The organism is Hydrogenophaga sp., from assembly GCF_018780075.1.
GTDB lineage: Bacteria > Pseudomonadota > Gammaproteobacteria > Burkholderiales > Burkholderiaceae_C > Hydrogenophaga.
Genome location: NZ_JADMKB010000121.1, coordinates 1 through 21,213, shown reverse-complemented (window position 1 = coordinate 21,213; position 21,213 = coordinate 1). Strand labels below are relative to the sequence as shown.

The following is a 21,213-nucleotide window of genomic DNA, read 5'->3' as shown; positions in this document are numbered from 1 at the left end:
TACGCCGGCATCAGCCTGCAGCCCAACGCCGGTTCGCAGGGCGAATACGCCGGCCTGCTCGCCATCCGTGGCTGGCATGCCTCGCGCGGCGAGAGCCACCGCAACATCTGCCTGATCCCCTCGTCGGCCCACGGCACCAACCCGGCCTCGGCCCAGATGGTGGGCCTGCAGGTGGTGGTGACCAAGTGCGACGAGAACGGCAACGTCGACATGGCCGACCTGAAGGCCAAGTGTGAGCAACACAGCGCGAATCTCGCCGCGGTGATGATCACCTACCCCTCGACCCACGGCGTGTTCGAGACCACGGTCAAGGAACTCTGCGCCCTGGTGCACCAGCACGGCGGCCGCGTGTACGTGGACGGCGCCAACATGAACGCCTTGGTCGGCGTGGCCGCGCCGGGCGAGTTCGGCGGCGACGTGAGCCACCTGAACCTGCACAAGACTTTCTGCATCCCGCACGGCGGTGGCGGCCCGGGCGTCGGCCCGGTCTGTGTGGTCGAAGACCTCGTGCCCTTCCTGCCCGGCCATGGCCGCGGCGCCGAGCCGGGTGGCGTCTGCGACACGCCCGCGTCGGCTCATGCCGTGGGCGCGGTCAGCGCAGCACCGCTGGGCAACGCCGCCGTGCTGCCGATCAGCTGGATGTACATCCGCATGATGGGCGCCGACGGCCTCAAGCACGCGACCGAAGCGGCCATCCTCTCGGCCAACTACATCAGCAAGCGCCTGGCCGACCACTACCCCACGCTCTACGCCTCGGCCAACGGCCACGTGGCGCACGAGTGCATCCTGGACCTGCGGCAACTGAAAGAGACCAGCGGCGTGATGGCCGAGGACGTGGCCAAGCGCCTGATGGACTACGGCTTCCACGCGCCCACGCTGAGCTTCCCGGTCGCCAACACGCTGATGGTCGAACCGACCGAGAGCGAGACGCTGGAGGAGCTGGACCGCTTCATCGACGCGATGATCGCGATCCGCGAGGAGGTCCGCCGCATCGAAAAGGGCGAGTGGCCGCAGGACGACAACCCGCTGAAGAACGCGCCGCACACGGCCGACAGCCTGATGAATGCCGACTGGCCGCATCCGTACGGCCGCGACGTCGGCGCCGCCTCGCAGTCCACCCGCGCGCACGCCAAGTACTGGCCGCCCGTGGGCCGCATCGACAACGTCTACGGCGACCGCAACCTGTTCTGCAGCTGCGTGCCGGTCAGCGAACTGGCCTGATCGTCGCGGTCACCAGGACGCCGGTGAGGCCTGCCCTCACCGGCGTTTTTCATTTCTGCGGCAGGCGCCAGCCGGGCAACTGCCAGTCGAAGGCGATGGCCAGCAGGCGGCTGCCCGTGGCCACGGCGATGCCCGCCAGGCTCGCCAGTTCGGAGCCCAGGCCGAGCTCGCCCAGCCCCAGAAACGCCAGGCTGCCGGCCACGGCACACAGCGCGTAGGGTCGGTGGTCCTGGTAGACCTTGGGCACCTCGTTGCACAGCACGTCGCGCGCGACGCCGCCCACGATGGCGGTGGTCGCGCCCATCAGCACGCTCACGCCCGGCGACATGCCCGCTGCCACCGCGATGCTGGTGCCGGAGATCGCGAACAGCCCCAGGCCGAAGGCATCGGCCCCGTCCATGAGGCGGCTGCCCGCATCGCGCAGCGCGGCCTTGAGCCACCAGGGCGCGGTGATCACCATCGCGAACACCAACCAGAGGTAGGCCTCGTGCTCGACCCAGAACAGGGGCCGTCGGTCGAGCAGCAGGTCGCGCACCGTGCCCCCGCCGAAGGCGCTGACGAAGGCGACCGAGAACACCCCCACCACGTCCATGCGCTTGCGCATGGCCTCGATCAGCCCGGACGTGGCAAAGGCCACCGTCCCGCCCACTTCAATCGCGATCAGCAGTGCCGTGAGTTTCATGCGGCTGCATTCTGGCCGATCCAGCCGGACAGCCACTCGCGCAGGATGCGCAGGGCCGGGGCTTCCTGGCGCTGCGCCAGCGTGACCAGGCCGAAACGCGCCGTGGCGTCCAGCGGCGGTGTCATGTCCAGCCGCACCAGCCCCTCGGCAGCGGCGTCCGCGGTCAGCACGATCGCGAGGCTGCGCCGGGCCACCTCGACGATGCTCAATGTCTCATCGCAGCGCAGGGTCACCATGTCATCCGGATTGGCCTGCGGGCCATAGCGACCGATCAGCATCCGCGCGACCTCGTCGCTCAGCGGCGTGGACGCCACCGGGTAGGCCAGCACCTCGTCGATGGTCACCGCCTGGCCGTGCTGCGCCAGCGGGTGGTCCGGCCGCACCAGAAACCCGGCAGCCAGCTCGAAGGTCTGGGTGATCTGCAGGTCCGCCGCCGGGCGCACCGAGCGGACGTCCACCACCACCGCGTCGAGCAGTTGCTCCCGAAGGGCCTCGATCAGCACCGCCGTGTTACCGCGCGAAATCTGCAGCTGCAGCCTGGGGTGGTGCTCGGCCGTGTGCAGCATCAGCGGCGTGGACAGCAGCGCGCCAGGCCCCGAGCTCAGGCCCACCCGCAGACTGCCGATCAGCCCCGCATGCAGTCCTTTGCCGGTCTGCTTCAGCGCGTCGGCGTCGCTCACCAGCCGCCGGGCCCGTTGCAGCACCTCGTGTCCGAACGGCGTGAGCGCGATGCGCCGGCCCAGCCGGTCGAACAGGCGCCCGCCCAGCTCGTCTTCCAGCGCCTGGATGCTGCGCGTGAGCGCAGGTTGCGTGAGGTACAGGGCCTTGGAGGCCTGCACGAAGGTCCCCAGCTCGGCCAGCATCACAAAGTGCCTGAGTTGCACGAGGGTCATCCCGAGCCTCCATTCAAAGTCATGGGTTATTGCTCATCAATGCATTGGACTTTAATTCAATCGCTTCCTAACATGCAACAAAGTTCATGTTTCAGGAGTGCTTTGCATGGATCGCCTCAGTGACGCCGCCGTCGAACAGTTCATCGCCGTCCGCCGTGACATCCACCGCCACCCCGAGCTGGCCTTCAACGAGCGCCGCACGGCGGCCCTGGTCGCGGCCCAGCTGGGCGCCTGGGGCTACGCGGTCACGACAGGCCTCGGCGGCACCGGCGTGGTCGGGCAACTGAAACGCGGCACGTCAACCCGGACCCTGGGCCTGCGCGCCGACATGGACGCGCTGCCGATCGCCGAGGCCACGGGCGCGGCCTGGGCCAGTTGCACCCACGGCATGATGCACGCCTGCGGCCACGACGGCCACACCGCCATGCTGCTGGCGGCGGCGCAGCACCTGGCCACACAAGGCGATTTCGATGGCACGCTGAACCTGATCTTCCAGCCCGCCGAAGAAGGCGGTGGCGGCGCGCTGAAGATGATGGACGACGGCCTGTTTGAGCGCTTCCCCTGCGACGCGATCTTTGCCATGCACAACATGCCGGGCTACCCGCAAGGCCAGCTGGTGTTTCGCAGCGGCCCGACCATGGCCTCGTCCGACTACGCCACCGTCACGCTGCACGGCCACGGCGGGCACGGCGCCATGCCGCACAAGGCGACCGACGTGGTGGTGGCGGCGGCCTCGCTGATCATGGCGCTGCAGACCGTGGTCTCGCGCCATGTGGACCCGATGCAGCCGGCCGTGGTCACGGTCGGCGCGGTGCACGCCGGCGAGGCCAACAACGTGATCCCCGCCGAGGCGCGGCTGGAGATCAGCGTGCGCGCGCTGGACCCGCAGGTGCGGCGCAGCATGGAGCAGCGCATCCGCGAGCTGGTGCAGTTCCAGGCACAGAGCCACGGCGTGCGCGCCGAGCTGGACTGGCGCCCGGGCTACGCCGTGCTGGTCAACGATGCGCAGCAGACCGCCCGCGCGCTGGCGGTGGCGCAACGGCATTTCCCGGCGCAGCAGATCAACCCGCAGGGACCCATGCTGACCGGCAGCGAAGACTTCGCCTTCATGCTCGAACGCGTGCCGGGCAGCTACCTGTTCATCGGCAACGGCACCGGCCAGGAGCCCGGCGCCTGCATGGTGCACAACCCGGCCTACGACTTCAACGATCACAACATCGCCACCGGCTCCGCCTACTGGATTGCGCTGGTCGGTGAACTGCTTTCCCCCACCCACCCCTGAACCCCATTGGAGACAACCATGACCAGCCCCTTCAAGACCTTGATGACCGCTGCGGCCATCGCCCTGGCCAGCCTGTCGAGCCTGGCGCAGGCGCAGAGTTACCCCACGCGCCCGGTGACGCTGATGGTTCCTTATCCGGCGGGTGGCTTGTCGGACGTGATCGCGCGTTCGGTCAACAACACGCTGGGCAAACAACTGGGCCAGCCGGTGGTGATCGAAAACCTGGGTGGCGCCAGCGGGTCCATCGCGGCGCAGAAAGTGCTCAACGGTTCCAGCGACGGCTACACGGTGTTCCAGGGTTCGCCCAACGAACTCATCCTGGCCCCGCTGGCCATCGCCTCCATCAAGTTCAAGAGCGAAGACTTCCGCCTGGTGCAGATGATCGCCACCGCGCAGATCGCCTTTCTGGCCCGCAAGGACTTCCCTGCAAACACCGTGGACGAGTTCCTGGACCAGGCCCGCAAGGCAGCTCAACAGGGCCGGCCCCTGACCTTCGCCAGCGTAGGCCCGGGCTCGTTCTACCACCTGCTCGGCGAGCACCTGTCCAAGGTCACCGGCATTCCCATGGTCCACGTGCCGTACAAGGGCGCGGCACCGGCCGAGCAGGACCTGCTGGCCAGCCAGGTCGACTTTTTCCTGGCGCCCTACGGCAAGAAGTACGACGACATGCACAAGAGCGGTCGCGTCAAGGTGCTGGCCATGCTCAACAGCGAACGGCTGGAGAGCGTGAAGAACTACCCCGCCATCACCGAGAGCACGCAGCTCAAGGACTTCACCTTCAACATCTGGACCGGTTACTTCGTGAAGAAGGACACCCCGGAGCCCGTGGTGAACGCGCTGCACAAGGCCATCACCGAGACGCTGGCCGATCCGGGGGTGCACCAGGCGCTGGAAGCCAACAGCCAGCTGCTGGCCAAACCACTGTCATTGAAAGCGGTGGACAAGGCTTACGCCGACGGCATCCAGCAGTTCCGAGCCATCGCGAAGTCCATCCAGCTGCAGGCACAATAAGGGCCTCAACACGTCGACCGGGAGAGACTGGCTTGCAAGACAAGCCGGCGCCGAAGGAGCAACCGCCCCGGAAACTCTCAGGCAAAAGGACCGGTCGACACGCAACACACTCTGAAGAGTGGTCGGGATTCGTCCCCCGGCCCACCGCAGGAGCAAGCCAGCCCCATGGGCCGGTGAATCTCTCAGGTCACAAACAGAGGGGGTCATGATCCGCACACGGTGTGCGGGTCGTGTCCTTCATTGTTTGACGACTTCGAAAGCGAGATTCCCGTGGCACACCTCATCGTCATCGGCGGCGGCATCACCGGCGTCACCAGCGCCTACGCCCTGGCCCGTCAAGGGCACCGCGTCACCCTGATCGAAAAACACCGCTACGCGGGCATGGAAACCAGCCACGCCAATGGCGGGCAACTCTCGGCCTCCAACGCCGAAACCTGGACCCACCCGTCCACCCTGCTCAAGGGCATCAAGTGGATGCTCAAGGCCGACGCGCCGCTGCTCGTGAACCCCAAGCCCAGCTGGCACAAGCTCAGCTGGTTCGCCGAGTTCGCGGCGTCCATCCCCAAGTACCGCGACAACACCATCGCCACCGCGCGGCTGGCCATCGCCGCGCGCGAGCACCTGTTTGGCTGGGCGCAGGCCGAGGGTATCGATTTCGACCTCAAGCAGCAAGGCATCCTGCACATCTACCGCGACAAGGCCGGCTTCGACCACGCGGGCGAGGTGTCCAAGCTGCTGGCCGAAGGCGGCCTGCCGCGCCGCGCCGTCACGCCCGACGAAATGCGCGCCATCGAGCCCACGCTGGCCGGCGATTACTTTGGCGGCTACTACACCGAGAGCGACAGCACCGGCGACATCCACAAGTTCACCCACGGCCTGTCGCTCGCCTGCGAGCGCCTGGGCGTGAAGCTGTTGACCGGCCAGACCGTGACGCGGGTGCAGAGCGATGGCGCGTCCGCGCAAGTGACGCTGTCCAGCGGCGAGGTGGTCAGCGGCGACGCGGTGGTGGTCTGCGCCGGCGTGCACAGCCGGGCGCTGGGCGCGCAGCTGGGCGACCGCCTCAACGTCTACCCGGTCAAGGGCTACTCGATCACCGTGATGCTGAACGACGAAGCGAGCCAGGCCGCCGCGCCGCAGGTCAGCCTGCTGGACGACGAGACCAAGCTGGTGACCAGCCGCCTGGGGCAGGACCGTTTCCGCGTGGCGGGCACGGCAGAGTTCAACGGCATGAACCTGGACATCCGCGCCGACCGCATCCGCCCGCTGGTCAACTGGGTCAACCAGTGCTTCCCCGGCGTGAGCACGCGCCGGGTCGAGCCCTGGGCCGGCCTGCGGCCCATGATGCCCGACATGCTGCCGCGCGTTGGCGCCGGCCGACGGCCCAACGTGTTCTACAACACCGGCCACGGCCACCTGGGCTGGACGCTCTCGGCCATCACGGCGCACCAGCTCACCGGCCACGTGGCACAGTGGCAGGCCCAGCAGCGCCACACCCGTGTGGTGATGCCTGCGCCCGCCGTCTGAACCGTCCACCACGGGAAAACACCATGGCCATCTCCGCGTTCGACCTCTTCAAGATCGGCATCGGCCCCAGCAGCTCGCACACGGTGGGGCCTATGCGCGCGGCCCGCCTCTTTGCGGCCGGCCTGCAGACGCAAGGCCTGCTCGACCGCGTGGCGCGGGTGCACTGCGGGCTGCATGGCTCGCTGGGCGCCACCGGCAAAGGGCACGGCAGCGACAAGGCGGTGCTGCTGGGCCTGTGTGGTGAGGAGCCCGAGACGGTGCCCATCGAAGCGGTGGAGCCGACCATCGCCGCCATCCGCAAGGCCTACCGCCTCCCGCTGATGGGCTGCCATCACATCGCCTGGAACGAGCGGGACGACCTGTCCTTCTTCCGCGCGCCCCTGCCCTTCCACGCCAACGGCATGCGCCTCTCGGCCTGGGACGCGTCGGGGGTGCTGCTCGCGGAACGCACCTACTACTCGGTGGGCGGTGGGTTCGTGGTCAGCGACGAGGTGGCGGCCGATGGCGAGCGCCAGAAGGTGATCGCGCCCGACGCCACGCAACTGCCCATCCCGTTCCGCACCGGCGACGAACTGCTGCTGCGCTGCCGCGAACACGGCCTGTCCGTCGCCGGGGTGATGCACGCCAACGAGCGGCACTGGCGCAGCGACGCCGAGGTGCGCGCCGGGCTGCTGCGCCTCTGGGAGGTGATGCAGGCCTGCGTGCGCCGCGGCTGCACGGCCGAGGGCCTGCTGCCCGGCGCCTTCAAGGTGCGGCGCCGCGCGCCCGGCCTCTACACCGACCTGACGACCCACCCCGAGAAGGCGCTGACCGACCCGCTGGCCGTGCTCGACTGGGTCAACCTCTACGCGCTGGCCGTGAACGAAGAAAACGCCGCCGGCGGCCGCGTGGTCACGGCGCCCACCAACGGCGCGGCCGGCATCGTGCCCGCCGTGCTGCACTACTACCGCCGCTTCGTGCCCGGTTCAACGGACGACGGCGTGGTGGACTTCCTGCTCACCGCCGCGGCCATCGGCATCCTCTACAAGGAAAACGCCAGCATCAGCGGCGCCGAGGTGGGCTGCCAGGGTGAGGTGGGCGTGGCCTGCTCCATGGCGGCCGGTGCGCTGTGCGCGGTGCTGGGCGGCACGCCCGAGCAGGTGGAAAACGCGGCCGAGATCGGCATGGAACACCACCTGGGCCTGACCTGTGACCCGGTCGGCGGCCTGGTGCAGATCCCCTGCATCGAGCGCAACGCGATCGCCTCGGTCAAGGCCATCAACGCCGCGCGCATGGCGATGCGCGGCGACGGCGTGCACCACGTCAGCCTGGACAAGGTCATCAAGACCATGCGCGAGACCGGTGCCGACATGAAGACGAAATACAAGGAGACCTCGCGCGGCGGGCTGGCGGTGAACATCGTGGAGTGTTAGAGGTGAACACCCCCCTGCGCCGCCTTCGGCGTCTTCCTCCCTCTCCTGCGGGAGGGGGGACGCAACCAGTGGCCCGGCAAAGCCGGTTCCACGGTCGCCCGCGAAGCAGGCACGAGATCCTCAGGGGCATCGGCTCACCCGCCGTTGCGCTCGAGCTTCTGGGCTAAGCTTGCCTGCTCATTCCCTTCCCACGCGCGCATGCCCACGAACTTCCGCGTGCTGAGCCTCATCCCCCCGATGACGCAGCTCAACACGCCCTACCCCTCCACCGCCTACCTCACCGGTTTCCTGCGTTCGCGCGGCATCGATGCGGTGCAGGAAGACCTGGCGCTGGCGCTGGTGCTGAAGCTGTTCACACCGGCCGGGCTGGAGGCCGTGCGCGGCCGTGCGCTGGCCCTGCCCGAGGCGCAGCGCTCAAGCAGCGTGCACGCTTTCCTCGACCAGTTCGAGCACTACCGGGGCACCATCGGCCCGGCCATCGCCTACCTGCAGGGGCGCGACTCGACGCTGGCGCACCGCATCGCCGCGCGCGGCCTGCTGCCCGAAGGCCCGCGTTTTTCGGCGCTCGATGCGTACGAAGACGACGGCAGCGGCGACCCGCTGGCCTGGGCCTTCGGCGCGCTCGGCGTGCAGGACAAGGCGCGCCACCTCTGCACGCTCTACCTCAACGACCTCGCCGACGTGCTGCGCGACGCGGTGGATGAACGCTTCGAGTTCGTGCGCTACGCCGAGTCGCTGGCGAGCAGCCAGCCCAGCTTCGACCCGCTCGCTGCCGCGCTCGCCGCGCCGCCCACGCTGGTGGACGACCTGCTGAGCGACTTGACGCTCGCCGCCATCCACCGCCACAAGCCCACGCTGGTGCTGCTCTCGGTGCCCTTCCCCGGCTCGGTCTACGCGGCGTTTCGCATCGCGCAGACCATCAAGGCCCACAACCCACACATCCGCATCGCGCTCGGTGGCGGCTTTGCGAACACCGAGCTGCGCGAGCTGTCCGACCCGCGCGTGTTCGACTTTGTGGATTTCGTGACGCTGGACGCGGGCGAGCGCCCGGTGCTCTCGCTGATCGAGCACCTGCACGGCCAGCGCGGGCGGCAGCGGCTGCAACGCACGTTTGTGCGGGAGAACGATGAGGTCAAGTTCGTGAACCTCGCCGAGCCCGACATCCCGTTCGAAGACGTGGGCACGCCCACCTGGGACGGCCTGCCGCTGGACCGCTACCTGAGCCTGCTCGACATGCTCAACCCCATGCACCGCCTGTGGAGCGACGGCCGCTGGAACAAGCTCACCGTGGCGCACGGCTGCTACTGGAAAAAGTGCAGCTTCTGCGACGTGAGCCTCGACTACATCGGCCGCTACGAAACCGCCACAGCCGAAAAACTGGCCGACCGCATCCAGCAGATCGTCGAAGAAACCGGCCAGACCGGCTTCCATTTCGTCGACGAGGCCGCGCCGCCCAAGGCGCTGAAAGCGCTGGCCGAAGAGCTGATCCGCCGCGACCTGCACATCAGCTGGTGGGGCAACATCCGCTTCGAAAAAACCTTCACGCCCGAGCTCGCCGAGTTGCTCGCGCAAAGCGGCTGCATCGCCATGAGCGGCGGCCTCGAAGTGGCGAGCGACCGCCTGCTCAACCTGATGAAAAAGGGCGTGAGCGTCGAACAGGTGGCGCGCGTGACCAAAGGCTTCAGCGACGCCGGCATCCTGGTGCACGCCTACCTGATGTACGGCTTTCCCACCCAGACGCTGCAGGACACGGTGGACGCGCTCGAATACGTGCGCCAGCTGTTCGAGGCCGGCTGCATCCAGAGCGGCTTCTTCCACCGCTTCAGCTGCACCGTGCACTCCCCTGTGGGCATGGACCCGGCGGCCTACGGCATTGAGCTGATCCCGCTGCCGCCGGTGAGCTTCGCCAAGAACGACATCGGTTTCACCGACCCCACCGGCACCGACCACGACGCGCTCGGCCAGGGCCTGCGCAAGGCGATCTACAACTTCATGCACGGCCTGTGCGTGGAAGACGACGTGCGGCGATGGTTCGAGCACCTGCCGCAGCCCGTGCCACGCGCCACCGTCAAGCGCGGGAAGATCGCCAAGGCGCTGGCCGCGCACCATTGACACCCCACCGGAGGAGCCCATGAAACTGATCGGCATGCTCGACTCGCCCTATGTGCGCCGCGTCGCCATCTCGCTGCAACTGCTCGACCTCCCGTTCGAACACCAGTCGCTGTCGGTGTTCCGCACGTTTGATGCGTTCAGCCGCACCAACCCGGTGGTCAAGGCCCCCACGCTGGTCTGCGACGACGGCACGGTGCTGATGGATTCGACGCTGATCCTGCAGTACGCCGAGGCACTGGCCGGGCGCAGCCTGCTGCCCGCCGAACCGCAGGCCCTGGCCCGCTCGCTGCGCACCGTGGGCCTGGCGCTGGCCGCCTGCGAGAAGGCGGTGCAGATCGTCTACGAACGCGGGCTGCGGCCCGCCGACAAGCAGCACGAACCCTGGGTGGCGCGCGTGACCGGGCAACTGCTGGCCGCGTGCGACGGCCTCGAACTGGCGGTACCGACGATGGGCATGGACCAGGCCGGCGTTAGCACCGCCGTGGCCTGGGAGTTCATCCAGAAGATGGTGCCGGACGTGGTGCCCGCCGCGCGCTACCCGAACCTGGTGGCGTTTTCAGGGCGCGCTGAAGCGCTGCCCGCCTTCGCGGCGGCCCCCCACGGCGACAGCACCTACCGGGCCTGACCCGGCCGACTCAGCCCAGCAATTCCTGCTGCTCGCAAGCCGGCACGTCGTCCAAGGCATTCACCCAGGGCAATGCGCTGCGCCGCCACAGCTGCGCGGTCGGCTGGAGCAGCGCACGCTCCTGCAGCACCCCCACACGCACCGTCGCCAGACCTGCGCCGTCCGGCGTGCCCGCGTACATGGGTGTACCGCATACAGGACAAAAGTACTGCCACCGCACATTGCCGCTCTCAGCCGTGCGCGGATAGCCCTTGACGGCACCTTGCACCTGAAGACTTCCGGGCACCACGGGCACCACGACCCGGAACGCGCTGCCAGTAAGCACCTGGCAATCGGTGCAATGGCACACGAACACACGCGACGGCTGAACCTCGGCGGTCAGGCGAACGGCTCGGCAGTGGCAAGCGCCCTGCACCCGCATCAGACCCGCCGTTGGCTCGGCGGCACTCACGCGGCCTCGGCCGCGATCTGGCGCAGCGCCTGCTCGTAGGCCTCGGCGGGTTGCCCGCCCGAGATCAGGTGCCGGTCGTTGACGATCACCGCCGGCACCGAGTGGATGCCGTGGCCGGTGAAGAACTGCTCGCGCTCGCGCACTGCTTCGGTGAATTCGTCGCTGGCCAGCACGGCGGCGGCGCGCGTTGCGTCCAGCCCGACGGCCTTCACGCAAGCCAGCAGCACCGCATGATCGGCCGGGCTCTCGGCACGGCCGTGGTAGGCCTCCAGCAGCGCCTTCTTGAGCGCGTGCTGCTGTCCCGGCTGGCCCTCGGCCTCGGCCCAGGTCAGCAGGCGGTGGGCGTCGAACGTGTTCCAGATGCGGCCCCGGCCTTCGGCCTTGAAGGCAAAACCCGCCTCGGCGCCGCGCTGGCGGATGGTGGCGCGGATCTGAGCCTGCTGCTCGGCGGTGCTGCCGTATTTCTGCGTCAGGTGCTCGGTGACGTCCTGGCCCTCGGGGCCCATCTGCGGGTTCAGCTCGAAGGGCTGGAAGTGCATGTCGGCCTGGATGTCGCCCTGCACGGCGGTGAGGGCCTGCTCCAGCGCCGAGAGGCCAATGGCGCACCAGGGGCAGGAGACATCGGAGACGAAATCGATCTTGAGGGTCTTGGTCATCCGGGCATGGTAGCGGGCCATGCGCGACAATGCCGAGTTGCCCCGAATTGCCCCCGAAAAGCCCCTTCCGCACCGTTCGCGCCCCACCATGACCGACCGTTACGCCGTCATCGGCAACCCCATTGGCCACAGCAAGTCGCCCCTGATCCACAGCGCTTTCGCGCAAGCCACCGGCCAGGACATTGAATACACCGCCATCGAAGGTCCGCTGGACGGCTTCCGCGCCACGGTCGAGGCCTTCATCGCCGCCGGCGGCAAAGGCATGAACGTCACCATCCCGTTCAAGCTGCAGGCCTTCGAGATCGCGACCGACCCGATGGAATCGGCCCGGCTGGCCGGCGCGGTCAACGCGCTCAAGTTCGAGGGCGGCCGCATCCACGCGCAGAACTTCGACGGACTGGGTCTGGTCAACGACATCCAGCGCAACCTGGGCGTGTCGCTGGCTGGCAAACGGGTGCTGATCTGCGGCGCCGGCGGCGCCACGCGCGGCGCCATCCTGCCCATCGCGGCGCAGCAGCCCGCCGTGATCGCCGTCGCCAACCGCAGCACCGCCAAGGCGCATGGACTGAAAACCGACTTCGCGGCCCACACCACCCTGCAGACCGGCGGCTACGACGAGCTGGCCGGTGAGACCTTCGACGTGATCCTCAACGCCACCTCCACCGGCCTGTCGAAAGACGCGCTGCCGCTGCCCGCGGGCGTGTTCGCGCCCGGTGCCCTGGCCTACGACCTGGTCTACGGCAAGGGCATGACCACCTTCCTGCAACAGGCGCAGGCCGCCGGCGTCACGCAGCTGGCCGATGGCGTGGGCATGCTGGTCGAGCAGGCGGCCGAGGCCTTCGAGTGGTGGCGCGGCGTGCGCCCGGACACGCAGCCGGTGATCGCCCGATTCACCATCCCTCTGGTCTGAAACATCGCGCCCCCACGCTCCGCCCCAAGGCGGGTCGTTTTGGGTTGAACATGACATCTTCTCCCCGTTGGGCACAGGCCGTGCCCCTGCTCGCCGTGCTCGGCTCCGTCGTGGCACTGGGCCTGGGCACCTCGTTCGCCAAGCAGCTGTTCCCGCAGGTCGGCTCGCTGGGCACCACCGCGCTGCGGGTCGGTTTTTCAGCCCTGCTGCTGCTCCTGATCTGGCGCCCCTGGCGTTGGACCACCACGCGCGCCGACCTCAAGAGCCTGGTGCGCTATGGCATGGCGCTGGGCTGCATGAACCTGATGTTCTACCAGTCGCTCAGGACGATTCCCTTCGGCATCGCGGTGGCCATCGAGTTCAGCGGCCCGCTGGCCGTGGCCTGCTTCACCTCGCGCCAGCGCATCGACTACCTCTGGATCGCCCTGGCCATCGCCGGCCTGGGCCTGCTACTGCCGCTGGGGCACGACGTGGCCACGATCAACCCTGAGGGGGTGGGTTTCGCGCTGGGTGCGGCGGTGTTCTGGGCCGCCTACATCCTGTTCGGCAAGAAGGTCGGCCACCTGCACGCCGGCCACTCGGTCGCGCTGGGCCTGAGCATGGCGGCGATCACGGTCGTGCCCTTCGGCATCTGGCACGCCGGCAGCGCGCTGCTGCAGCCCCATGTGTTGCTGATCGGCCTGGGCGTGGCCGCGGTGTCCAGTGCCATCCCGATCTCGCTGGAAATGGTGGCGCTCAAACGCCTCACGCCCGCCGCCTTCGGCGTCATGGCCAGCATGGAACCGGCCGTGGCCGCGCTGATGGGCGTGCTGGTGCTCGATGAGCAGCTGACCGGCCTGCAGTGGCTGGCGATCGTGCTGGTGATGTGCGCGGCCGCCGGCAGCGCCGCCACCGCCAACCCCGAAGCGCACCGCGGCCCGGCGGACGAAATCGTGCAGTGATGGCGCATCAGCGCCGAAACGGCAAGCTCAGCAACTGGCACCACGCCGAATCGGCGGGATAGGTCTGCCGGTCTTTGACGCCCAGCGCCACTGGCGCGATGCCCGGCAGCCTGTAGGTTCCGAACAGCTGGTCCCACACACTGAACACCGCCGCGTAGTTCTTGCCTTCCAGCACATCGGCGCTGTGGTGAAAGCGGTGCAGTTCCGTCCCAATGAAGAAGCGGTTGAACCAGCCCGCGCGCGCATCAACATTGAAGTGCGACACCAGCCCCTGAAAACCGTTGAACACCGCTGCAGCAAATGCCGCTTCCGGCGAGAGCCCAAGGCTGATGGCTGGCAGCAACAGGAGCATCCGCACATAGGCAGCCTGTATCGGGTGTCCCGCTGCGTGCATGAAGACATAGACCTGCTCGGGAAAATGGTGGTGGGCATGGGTGTGCCACATCCAGCGTCCCAGCCAGCCCTTCCCTTCATGACAATGGCGGTGGATGCCGTACCACGCCAGATCGGCCAGTGCCAGGGCAACCAGTGCCTGCAAGGGCCATGGCCATTCCGTCAGCGCCCACGACGGGATGGTCACGGCCCCTGAAAACGCCGTCACCACGCGGGTGGCCAGCACGATCGCCGTGCCGTTGACCACCAGCATGGGCAGGTCCCGCACGAAGAACAACGGTCGGGTCATCCCCCAGTCCCTCCTCATCGGTATCAGCTGCTCCAGTGCAAGCATCGTCAAGATGAGCACCGCCAGATACCAGGGATAGGCCGAGCCGATTCGGCCGAACCATCCCGCCGCTTCCGCCACGATGTAAGACACGGTGACTGCCAGCGCCGCTGGATAGAAGCCCCAACGCACGGTGCGGGCCAACGTCCCATCGGCGCTTCCCTGCGCCGGCTTGTCTGGTGTCATGAACACGCCTCTTTTATTGAACACATGTCCATAATCTTGTGCAAAGCCTTTCACGACAAGTCGCCCCACCGGCCTCTTGTCCGTTTCCAGACACACTGGCCACCGATGTTCAGGAGATGCCATGCCCCAGCCACCCCGTGAGGTTGATCGAAGGGTCGCGCGAACCCGGCTCGCGCTGCGCGACGCGATGCTGGCCTTGTTGCCCAGTGCTGGCTGGGACGAACTCTCGATACAGGCCATCTGTGAGCAAGCCAACGTGGGCCGCTCAACGTTCTACCTGCATTACCAGGGCAAGGACGATCTGCTGTCCGACAGCTTCGCCGGCTTGCGCGACCACTTGACCTCCCAATGGGGACAGGGTCCGGCACCTGGGCTGGGCATGCTCGGGGGGCTGCTCGACCACATGGCCGAACAGCGCGCCGTGTTCAAAGCCGTCATTGGCCAACGCAGCGGACATGGCATCGCCTCACGTTTCAAGGCCATGGTGCGCGAACTGGTGGACCTGGAACTCAAGGCACACGGCCTGACGACTGATCAGCGCCACTGGCTGGCCTGCTATCTGGCGGGCGGGATTGTCGAAACCATGGCTTGGTGGATCCATGCACCCAAGCCACCATCCATCCGCGAGATGGAGCGCCGACTCAATCTCCTTGTCGAAGGCTCCATCGCGATGGTGTCCAAGCCCTGAACAACGGAAACACCGAAGCACACTGCAGGCAGCCCGACGGGTTCGTACCGTACCGGGTTCGACCCCTACGTTTTGTTTGACAATCGCGCCATGCGCATCCTGCTTGCCGAAGATCAAACCGAACTGGGCACCTGGCTGGTCAAGGCCCTGGGCCAGAGCGACTTCCAGGTCGACTGGGTCAACGACGGGCGCCTGGTGCGGCGTTGCCTCAAGGCCACCCGATACGACGCGCTGATCCTCGACCTGGGACTGCCCGGCCTGGGCGGCCACGACGTGCTGTCCGACCTGCGGGAGGCCGATGAACGCCTGCCGGTGCTGATCCTCACCGCGCGCGACTCGCTGATGGAGCGCGTGAGCTGCCTGCACGGCGGCGCCGACGACTTCCTCGCCAAGCCTTTCGACGTGGCCGAGCTGGAGGCGCGGCTGATCGCGCTGATTCGCCGCTCGCGCGGGCAGGAGCACCCGCGCTTTGCCTGCGGGCCGCTGAGCTACGACAGCGCGGCCAAACAGTTCCGCCTGCAGCACGAGGTGCTCAGCCTCACACCGCGCGAACACGCGGTGCTGCGCGCCCTGATCCAGCACCCGGGCGAGCCGTTGTCCAAGCGTGAACTGCTCGAACGCGTGTTCTCCGACGAGCAGGACGTGAACCCCGAGGCCATCGAGGTGCTGATCCACCGCCTGCGCAAGCGGCTCGAAGCCTCGCCGGTGCGCATCGCCACCCTGCGCGGGCTGGGCTACCAGCTCGAAAGCGCCGCGTGACACCGCTGTCGTGGTCGCGCGCGAGCATCCGCCGCTTTCTGCTGGTGCTGCTGCTGCCGGGCCTGGGTGCGGTGATCGCGGGCGAGCTCTGGCTGGGCTGGCGCACCGCCAGCGAGGCGGCCGACGCGGCCTACGACCGCTCCCTGCTGGGCGCGGTCAAGTCCATCGATTCGAGCATCTCCACCGCCAGCGGCGGCATCGGCGTGGAACTGCCCTACCGCATGCTCGAATTCTTCGAGCTGACCGCGCAGGGCCAGGTGTTCTACCGCGTGGCCACCGAAGACGGGCTGGTGGAGATCGGCAGCGCCGACCTGCCCGCCCCGCCCCGTCCGCTGCAGACCGGCCAGCCGCAGTTTCACGAAGGCGAGTACCTGGGGACTGCGGTGCGCGTGGGCAGCTACGCGCGCGAACTGAACCCGCCGCTGGCCGGGCAGGCCGGGCCGCAGCGGGTGGTGATCCAGGTGGCCGAAACACTGGAGTCGCGCACGGGGTTCCGGCGCGCGCTGGTGCTGCAGTCGCTGGCGCGCGACGTGTTGCTGATGCTGGCCGCCACCGGCCTGCTGGCGCTGGCCATCGCCTGGGCCATGCGGCCGCTGGACCGGCTGCGCCAGGAGGTGGACGCGCGCGACCCGCAGGACCTCACCCCCGTGGACGACACCGGCGCGCCCGCCGAGGTGCGGCCGCTGGTGCAGGCCATCAACCACCACATCGAACGCAACCGCGAACAGGCCGAAGCGCGCCGCCGCTTCATCGACGACGCCTCGCACCAACTGCGCACGCCGCTGACCACGCTGGCCACGCAGGTGGCCTACGCGCAGCGCGAGGCCGACCCGGCGGCCCAGCGCGAGGTGCTGGACAAGATCCGCGCGCAACTGGACGAGACCATCCGGCAGACCAACCAGATGCTCTCGCTGGCACGCGCCGACAGCGCCCCGCCGCAGCGCCAGCCCTTCGACGCGGTGGCGCTGGCCGAGGCGCTGGTGCGCCAGTGGTGGGGCACGGCACGCGAGCAGGGCGTGGACCTGGGGCTGGACGCGCCGGACCACGCCCTGCCATTGAGCGGCGAGCCCGACCTGCTGCGCGAGGCCCTGGCCAACCTGCTGCACAACGCCATCCGCCACGGCGGCGCGGGCTGCCACGTCACGCTGACGGTGCGCGCCGATGCCGACGGTGCGGTGCACCTGAGCGTGGTGGACGACGGCCCCGGCCTGCCGCCCGCCGAACTGCCGCGCGCCGGCGAGCGCTTCTTCCGCGGCGGCGGTGGCGCCCTGCCCGGCTCCGGCCTGGGCCTGGCCATCGTGCGCACCGTGGCCCAGCGGCACGGTGGGCAGATGCGGGTGGACGCCGGTCCGGACGGCCGAGGGCTGGCCGTCACCCTCACGCTGCCCACGCCACCGTCCGCAGAAGGCCTTCCGGGTTAACCCTTGGCTTTTGACCGTTTTTCTGAAAGCGCCTTGAAAGTGCCCGTTTTCTACAGTGCCCTCACCGCAGCGCCTGTGCTGCGCGGATTCCACCCCACCGAGGAGACACCTTCATGAGCACCGTCGCCAAGTTCATCGCCGCCGCCGTTTCGGCCGCCGCGCTCACCGCCACCGCCACCCCGCTCGACAAGACCGAGTGCATCGCCCCCGCCAAGCCCGGCGGCGGCTTCGACCTCACCTGCAAGCTGGTGCAGAGCGCGCTGCAGGACGGCAAGTTCATCGCCGACCCGATGCGCGTGACCTACATGCCCGGCGGCATCGGCGCCGTGGCCTACAACACCGTGATCGCACAGAAGCCCGACGCGGCCAACGCCATCGTCGCCTTCTCCGGCGGCTCGCTGCTGAACCTGGCCCAGGGCAAGTTCGGCCGCTACACCGAGAACGACGTGCGCTGGCTCGCCGCCATCGGCACCGACTACGGGGCCGTGGTGGTGGCCGAGAACTCGCCCTACAAAACCCTCAAGGACGTGATGGCCGCGATGAAGGCCGACCCGACCAAGGTGGTGCTGGGCGCGGGCGGCACCGTGGGCAGCCAGGACTGGATGAAGGCCGCGTTGACCGCGCGCGCCGGCGGCGTGAACCCCAAGACCATGCGCTACGTGGCCTTTGAAGGCGGCGGCGAGGCGCTGACCGCGCTGCAGGGCGGCCACATCCACGTCTTCACCGGCGACGCGGCCGAGGCGCAACAGCAGATCAAGGCCGGCGCCAAGGTCCGCATCCTGGCGGTGATGAACGACAAGCGCCTGAGCGGCGACATGGCCAGCATCCCCACCGCGACCGAGCAGGGTTTCGATGTGGACTGGCCCATCGTGCGCGGCTTCTACGTCGGCCCCAAGGTCAGCGACGCCGACTACAAGGTCTGGGCCGACACCTTCACCAAGCTGATGGCCACGCCCGCCTACGACAAGCTGCGCAGCGAGCGCGGCCTGTTCCCCATGGCCCTGACCGGCGCGCCGCTGGACGCCTACGTCAAGAAGCAGGTGGCCGGCTACCGCAAGCTGGCCGAAGAGTTCGGTCTGAACGTCGTGCCCGCCAAGTGATGCACGGCGCTCAGTGACCCCTCGCTTCCTTCCGTGCGGGTTCCGTTCGGGCTGAGCTTGTCGAAGCCCTTCGACAAGCTCAGGGCGAACGGTTCAAACGCCTCTTGACCTGTCCCGCAGCGCCACCCCAAGCGGTGGCCTGTCCATCCTCCTCTCACCGGAGTCCCCCATGAGTGACCGCCTGCTCGGTGCGGTGTGTGTTGTCGCGTCCGCCGCCATGGCCTGGGCCGCGCAAGACTACGCCGCCGCCATCTCCTACGAACCCGTGGGCCCGCGCGCCTTCCCGCTGCTGCTGGCGGCCGGCCTGGGCCTGAGCGGCCTGTGGCTGGTGCTGCGGCCCACGGCCGGTGCCGAGGCCTTTCACGGTGTGCCCTGGAAACCCACCGCCTTGTGCGCGGGCGCCGTGCTGGCCTACGCGCTGCTGTTCCAGTGGCTGGGCTTTGCGCTGGCCACGGCGCTGATGGCGCTGCCGGTGGGCATGGCCTTTGGTGGCAGCTGGAAACAGTCGCTCGCCGGTGGCGCTGCGCTCGGCCTGGTGCTGTTCCTGCTGTTCGACAAGCTGCTGGACGTGGTGCTGCCCACCGGCCCGCTGGCCCTGCTGCTGGGAGGTAGCTGACATGGACACCCTGCAACACCTGGTCCTGGGTTTTGGCGTCGCGCTCAGCCCGACCAACCTGCTGATCGCCGCGATGGGCTGCTTCATCGGCACCATCGTCGGCCTGCTGCCCGGCCTCGGCCCGATCAACGGCGTGGCCATCCTGATGCCGCTGGCCTTTGCGATGAAGCTGCCACCCGAGAGTTCGCTGATCCTGCTGGCCGCGGTCTACATCGGCTGCGAATACGGGGGGCGCATCTCGTCCATCCTGCTCAACGTGCCGGGCGACGCGGGCGCCATCATGACCGCGCTCGACGGCTACCCCATGGCGCGCCAGGGCCTGGGCGGTGTGGCGCTGTCGATCTCGGCCTGGAGCTCGTTTGTGGGCTCCCTGGTCGCCACCATCGGCATCGTGCTGATGGCGCCACTGCTGGCGAGCTGGGCGCTGTCGTTCGGGCCGGCCGAGTACTTCGCGCTGATGTGTTTCGCCTTCGCCTGCATCGCCGGCCTGATGGGCGACGCGCCGGTCAAGGCCGGGCTGGCGGCGATCATCGGCCTGTCCATGTCCTGCGTCGGGCTGGATTCGAACTCCGGCGTCTACCGCTTCACCGGTGGCGACATCCACCTCTCCGACGGCATCCAGTTCGTGGTGGTCGTCATCGGCGTGTTCTCCATCAGCGAACTGCTGCTGATGCTGCAGGAGCACCACAGCAGCGCCGGCCTGGTGACGCAGACCGGGCGCATGTTGTTCAACTGGAAAGAGCTCAAGGCCACCTGGTGGGGCACGCTGCGCTCCAGCGTGGTGGGCTTCGGCGTGGGCGTGCTGCCCGGCGCGGGCGCCACCATCGCCAGCGCCATGACGTATTCGATGGAAAAAAGCCTGACCGACACCGAAGGCACCTTCGGCAAGGGCGACATCCGCGGCGTGGCCGCGCCCGAAGCGGCCAACAACTCGGCCGCCACCGGTTCCTTCGTGCCCATGCTCACGCTGGGTGTGCCCGGCTCGGGCACGACGGCGGTGATGGTGGGCGCGCTCTCGCTCTACAACATCACGCCTGGCCCGGCGCTGTTCACCCAGCAGCCCGATCTGGTCTGGGGCCTGATCGCATCGCTGTTCATGGCCAATGTGATCCTGCTGGTGCTCAACATCCCCCTGGTGGGCGTGTTCACCAAGGTGCTGAGCGTGCCCAACTGGCTGCTGGTGCCCGGCATCGTGGCGGTCAGCAGCGTGGGCGTGTACGCGGTGCACGCCACCACCTTCGACCTGATGCTGATGACCGTGCTGGGATTCGCCGCCTACCTGCTGCGCAAGCAGGGTGTGCCGATGGCGCCGCTGATCCTGGGCTTCGTGCTCGGCGACATGATGGAACAGAACCTGCGCCGCGCGCTCTCGATCAGCAACGGCGATGCGGGCATCCTGGTGGGCAGCCCCATCACCATCGGCTTGTGGGTGGCGGCGGCGCTGATGCTGGTGGTGCCCGTCGGCATGCGGCTGCTGGCGGGCAGGCACGGGGACGGGGTGGCCTCGGCCTGACACAGGCCAGATCGGCGCCGGTGGGAACAGGACACGGCGCGCTCTCCAGCACGCCGGGCACCGGGTCGGGGTGGCGCCGCGTCAGGTCCTGGGCCTGGAACCCACCCAGCGAGAAGCCCAGCACATCCACCTGACTGGTCACCGTCCACTTCCACCAGGCGGGTGGGCGCGGTGAGGTGGGTGTGTTGCATGTGGGCCTCTTTCGGAGAGTGGGTTGTGTGGGGTCGGGCGGCACTTCCTGGCAAGCGCTAACGGGCCAGAAAGTCCAGCGTGCTGCGCACGAAGTCGGCATGGAACTGGAAGGCACCGCCGTGCCCGGCATCGGGATAGATGACCAGCTGGCTGTTCGGCAGCCGCTTTGCCAGGTCGTGCGTGTTGACCGTCGGAACCATGCGGTCGTTGTCGCCGTTGACGACCAGCACCGGCTGCTTGACCACCGAGAGATCGGCCGGGGCCTTGTTCCCCCAGTCGCGCAGCGCCGCCAGCTGG

The 21,213-nt window shown here is 68.4% G+C and carries 21 protein-coding genes and 1 riboswitch; of the genes, 15 read left to right on the top strand and 6 right to left on the bottom strand.

What is annotated here, in order from left to right:
* Nucleotides 1–1,221: aminotransferase class V-fold PLP-dependent enzyme (locus tag IV088_RS19890; protein WP_291105620.1), on the top strand; the 1,221-nt coding region annotated here is incomplete at its 5' end.
* 49 nt (nt 1,222–1,270) lie between these two features.
* On the opposite strand, the gene IV088_RS19885 is transcribed toward IV088_RS19890, so the two are convergent.
* On the bottom strand, nt 1,271–1,903 hold the full coding sequence (locus tag IV088_RS19885) for a trimeric intracellular cation channel family protein (protein ID WP_291105619.1): 633 nt from the start codon (nt 1,901–1,903) through the stop codon (nt 1,271–1,273).
* A complete protein-coding gene (locus IV088_RS19880; RefSeq protein WP_291105618.1) occupies nt 1,900–2,796 on the bottom strand; it encodes a LysR family transcriptional regulator in 897 nt (298 codons plus the stop codon). The genes IV088_RS19885 and IV088_RS19880 overlap by 4 nt, the downstream gene beginning before the upstream one ends.
* A gap of 106 nt (nt 2,797–2,902) precedes the next feature.
* Between IV088_RS19880 and IV088_RS19875 the strand changes: the two genes are divergently transcribed.
* From IV088_RS19875 to IV088_RS19850, 6 genes are all read left to right on the top strand, one after another.
* Nucleotides 2,903–4,078, top strand: coding sequence for a M20 aminoacylase family protein (locus tag IV088_RS19875; RefSeq protein ID WP_291105617.1), 1,176 nt, complete (start codon nt 2,903–2,905; stop codon nt 4,076–4,078).
* A gap of 18 nt (nt 4,079–4,096) precedes the next feature.
* Complete coding sequence (locus tag IV088_RS19870; protein ID WP_291083182.1) at nt 4,097–5,089, top strand: tripartite tricarboxylate transporter substrate binding protein; 993 nt, start codon at nt 4,097–4,099, stop codon at nt 5,087–5,089.
* 8 nt (nt 5,090–5,097) lie between these two features.
* Nucleotides 5,098–5,192, top strand: a riboswitch (glycine riboswitch).
* Nucleotides 5,193–5,359: 167 nt separating this feature from the next.
* Nucleotides 5,360–6,613, top strand: coding sequence for a D-amino acid dehydrogenase (locus IV088_RS19865; RefSeq protein ID WP_291105616.1), 1,254 nt, complete (start codon nt 5,360–5,362; stop codon nt 6,611–6,613).
* Nucleotides 6,614–6,636: 23 nt separating this feature from the next.
* The gene (locus tag IV088_RS19860) at nt 6,637–8,025 is read left to right on the top strand and encodes an L-serine ammonia-lyase (RefSeq protein WP_291105615.1); all 1,389 of its coding nucleotides are present in this window, start codon (nt 6,637–6,639) and stop codon (nt 8,023–8,025) included.
* Nucleotides 8,026–8,223: 198 nt separating this feature from the next.
* A complete protein-coding gene (locus IV088_RS19855) occupies nt 8,224–10,137 on the top strand; it encodes a radical SAM protein (protein WP_291105613.1) in 1,914 nt (637 codons plus the stop codon).
* Between the two features lie 19 nt (nt 10,138–10,156).
* Nucleotides 10,157–10,762 carry a glutathione S-transferase gene (locus IV088_RS19850; RefSeq protein WP_291105611.1) on the top strand — a complete coding sequence of 202 codons (606 nt, stop codon included), beginning with the start codon at nt 10,157–10,159 and terminating at the stop codon, nt 10,760–10,762.
* A 10-nt stretch (nt 10,763–10,772) separates the two neighbouring features.
* On the opposite strand, the gene IV088_RS19845 is transcribed toward IV088_RS19850, so the two are convergent.
* Entirely contained in the window at nt 10,773–11,213 is a 441-nt protein-coding gene (locus IV088_RS19845; protein ID WP_291105610.1) for a GFA family protein, read from the bottom strand.
* A complete protein-coding gene (locus IV088_RS19840; RefSeq protein ID WP_291105609.1) occupies nt 11,210–11,869 on the bottom strand; it encodes a DsbA family oxidoreductase in 660 nt (219 codons plus the stop codon). Before IV088_RS19840 ends, IV088_RS19845 begins: the two co-directional genes overlap by 4 nt.
* Before the next feature lie 88 nt (nt 11,870–11,957).
* Here IV088_RS19840 and aroE point away from each other — a divergent pair, with 88 nt between their 5' ends.
* Both aroE and IV088_RS19830 read left to right on the top strand, forming a co-directional pair.
* Nucleotides 11,958–12,779 (top strand): shikimate dehydrogenase, encoded by an 822-nt coding sequence (aroE, locus tag IV088_RS19835; protein WP_291105608.1) that lies wholly within the window; start codon nt 11,958–11,960, stop codon nt 12,777–12,779.
* A 50-nt stretch (nt 12,780–12,829) separates the two neighbouring features.
* Nucleotides 12,830–13,720: a DMT family transporter gene (locus IV088_RS19830; RefSeq protein ID WP_291105606.1), complete on the top strand. Its 891-nt coding sequence runs from the start codon at nt 12,830–12,832 to the stop codon at nt 13,718–13,720.
* A gap of 7 nt (nt 13,721–13,727) precedes the next feature.
* On the opposite strand, the gene IV088_RS19825 is transcribed toward IV088_RS19830, so the two are convergent.
* Entirely contained in the window at nt 13,728–14,627 is a 900-nt protein-coding gene (locus IV088_RS19825) for a sterol desaturase family protein (protein WP_291105605.1), read from the bottom strand.
* Nucleotides 14,628–14,748: 121 nt separating this feature from the next.
* On the opposite strand from IV088_RS19825, the gene IV088_RS19820 reads away from it, so the two are divergent.
* From IV088_RS19820 to IV088_RS19795, 6 genes are all read left to right on the top strand, one after another.
* Nucleotides 14,749–15,315 (top strand): TetR/AcrR family transcriptional regulator, encoded by a 567-nt coding sequence (locus IV088_RS19820; protein ID WP_291105604.1) that lies wholly within the window; start codon nt 14,749–14,751, stop codon nt 15,313–15,315.
* A gap of 90 nt (nt 15,316–15,405) precedes the next feature.
* The gene (locus IV088_RS19815; RefSeq protein ID WP_291105603.1) at nt 15,406–16,074 is read left to right on the top strand and encodes a response regulator; all 669 of its coding nucleotides are present in this window, start codon (nt 15,406–15,408) and stop codon (nt 16,072–16,074) included.
* On the top strand, nt 16,071–17,495 hold the full coding sequence (locus IV088_RS19810) for a sensor histidine kinase (RefSeq protein WP_291105601.1): 1,425 nt from the start codon (nt 16,071–16,073) through the stop codon (nt 17,493–17,495). Before IV088_RS19815 ends, IV088_RS19810 begins: the two co-directional genes overlap by 4 nt.
* Before the next feature lie 113 nt (nt 17,496–17,608).
* Entirely contained in the window at nt 17,609–18,595 is a 987-nt protein-coding gene (locus IV088_RS19805; RefSeq protein WP_291105600.1) for a tripartite tricarboxylate transporter substrate binding protein, read from the top strand.
* 169 nt (nt 18,596–18,764) lie between these two features.
* Nucleotides 18,765–19,211, top strand: coding sequence for a tripartite tricarboxylate transporter TctB family protein (locus IV088_RS19800; protein ID WP_291105599.1), 447 nt, complete (start codon nt 18,765–18,767; stop codon nt 19,209–19,211).
* 1 nt (nt 19,212) lies between these two features.
* Nucleotides 19,213–20,724 (top strand): tripartite tricarboxylate transporter permease, encoded by a 1,512-nt coding sequence (locus tag IV088_RS19795; RefSeq protein ID WP_291105597.1) that lies wholly within the window; start codon nt 19,213–19,215, stop codon nt 20,722–20,724.
* Nucleotides 20,725–20,972: 248 nt separating this feature from the next.
* On the opposite strand, the gene IV088_RS19790 is transcribed toward IV088_RS19795, so the two are convergent.
* Nucleotides 20,973–21,213: alpha/beta hydrolase (locus IV088_RS19790; protein WP_291105596.1), on the bottom strand; the 241-nt coding region annotated here is incomplete at its 5' end.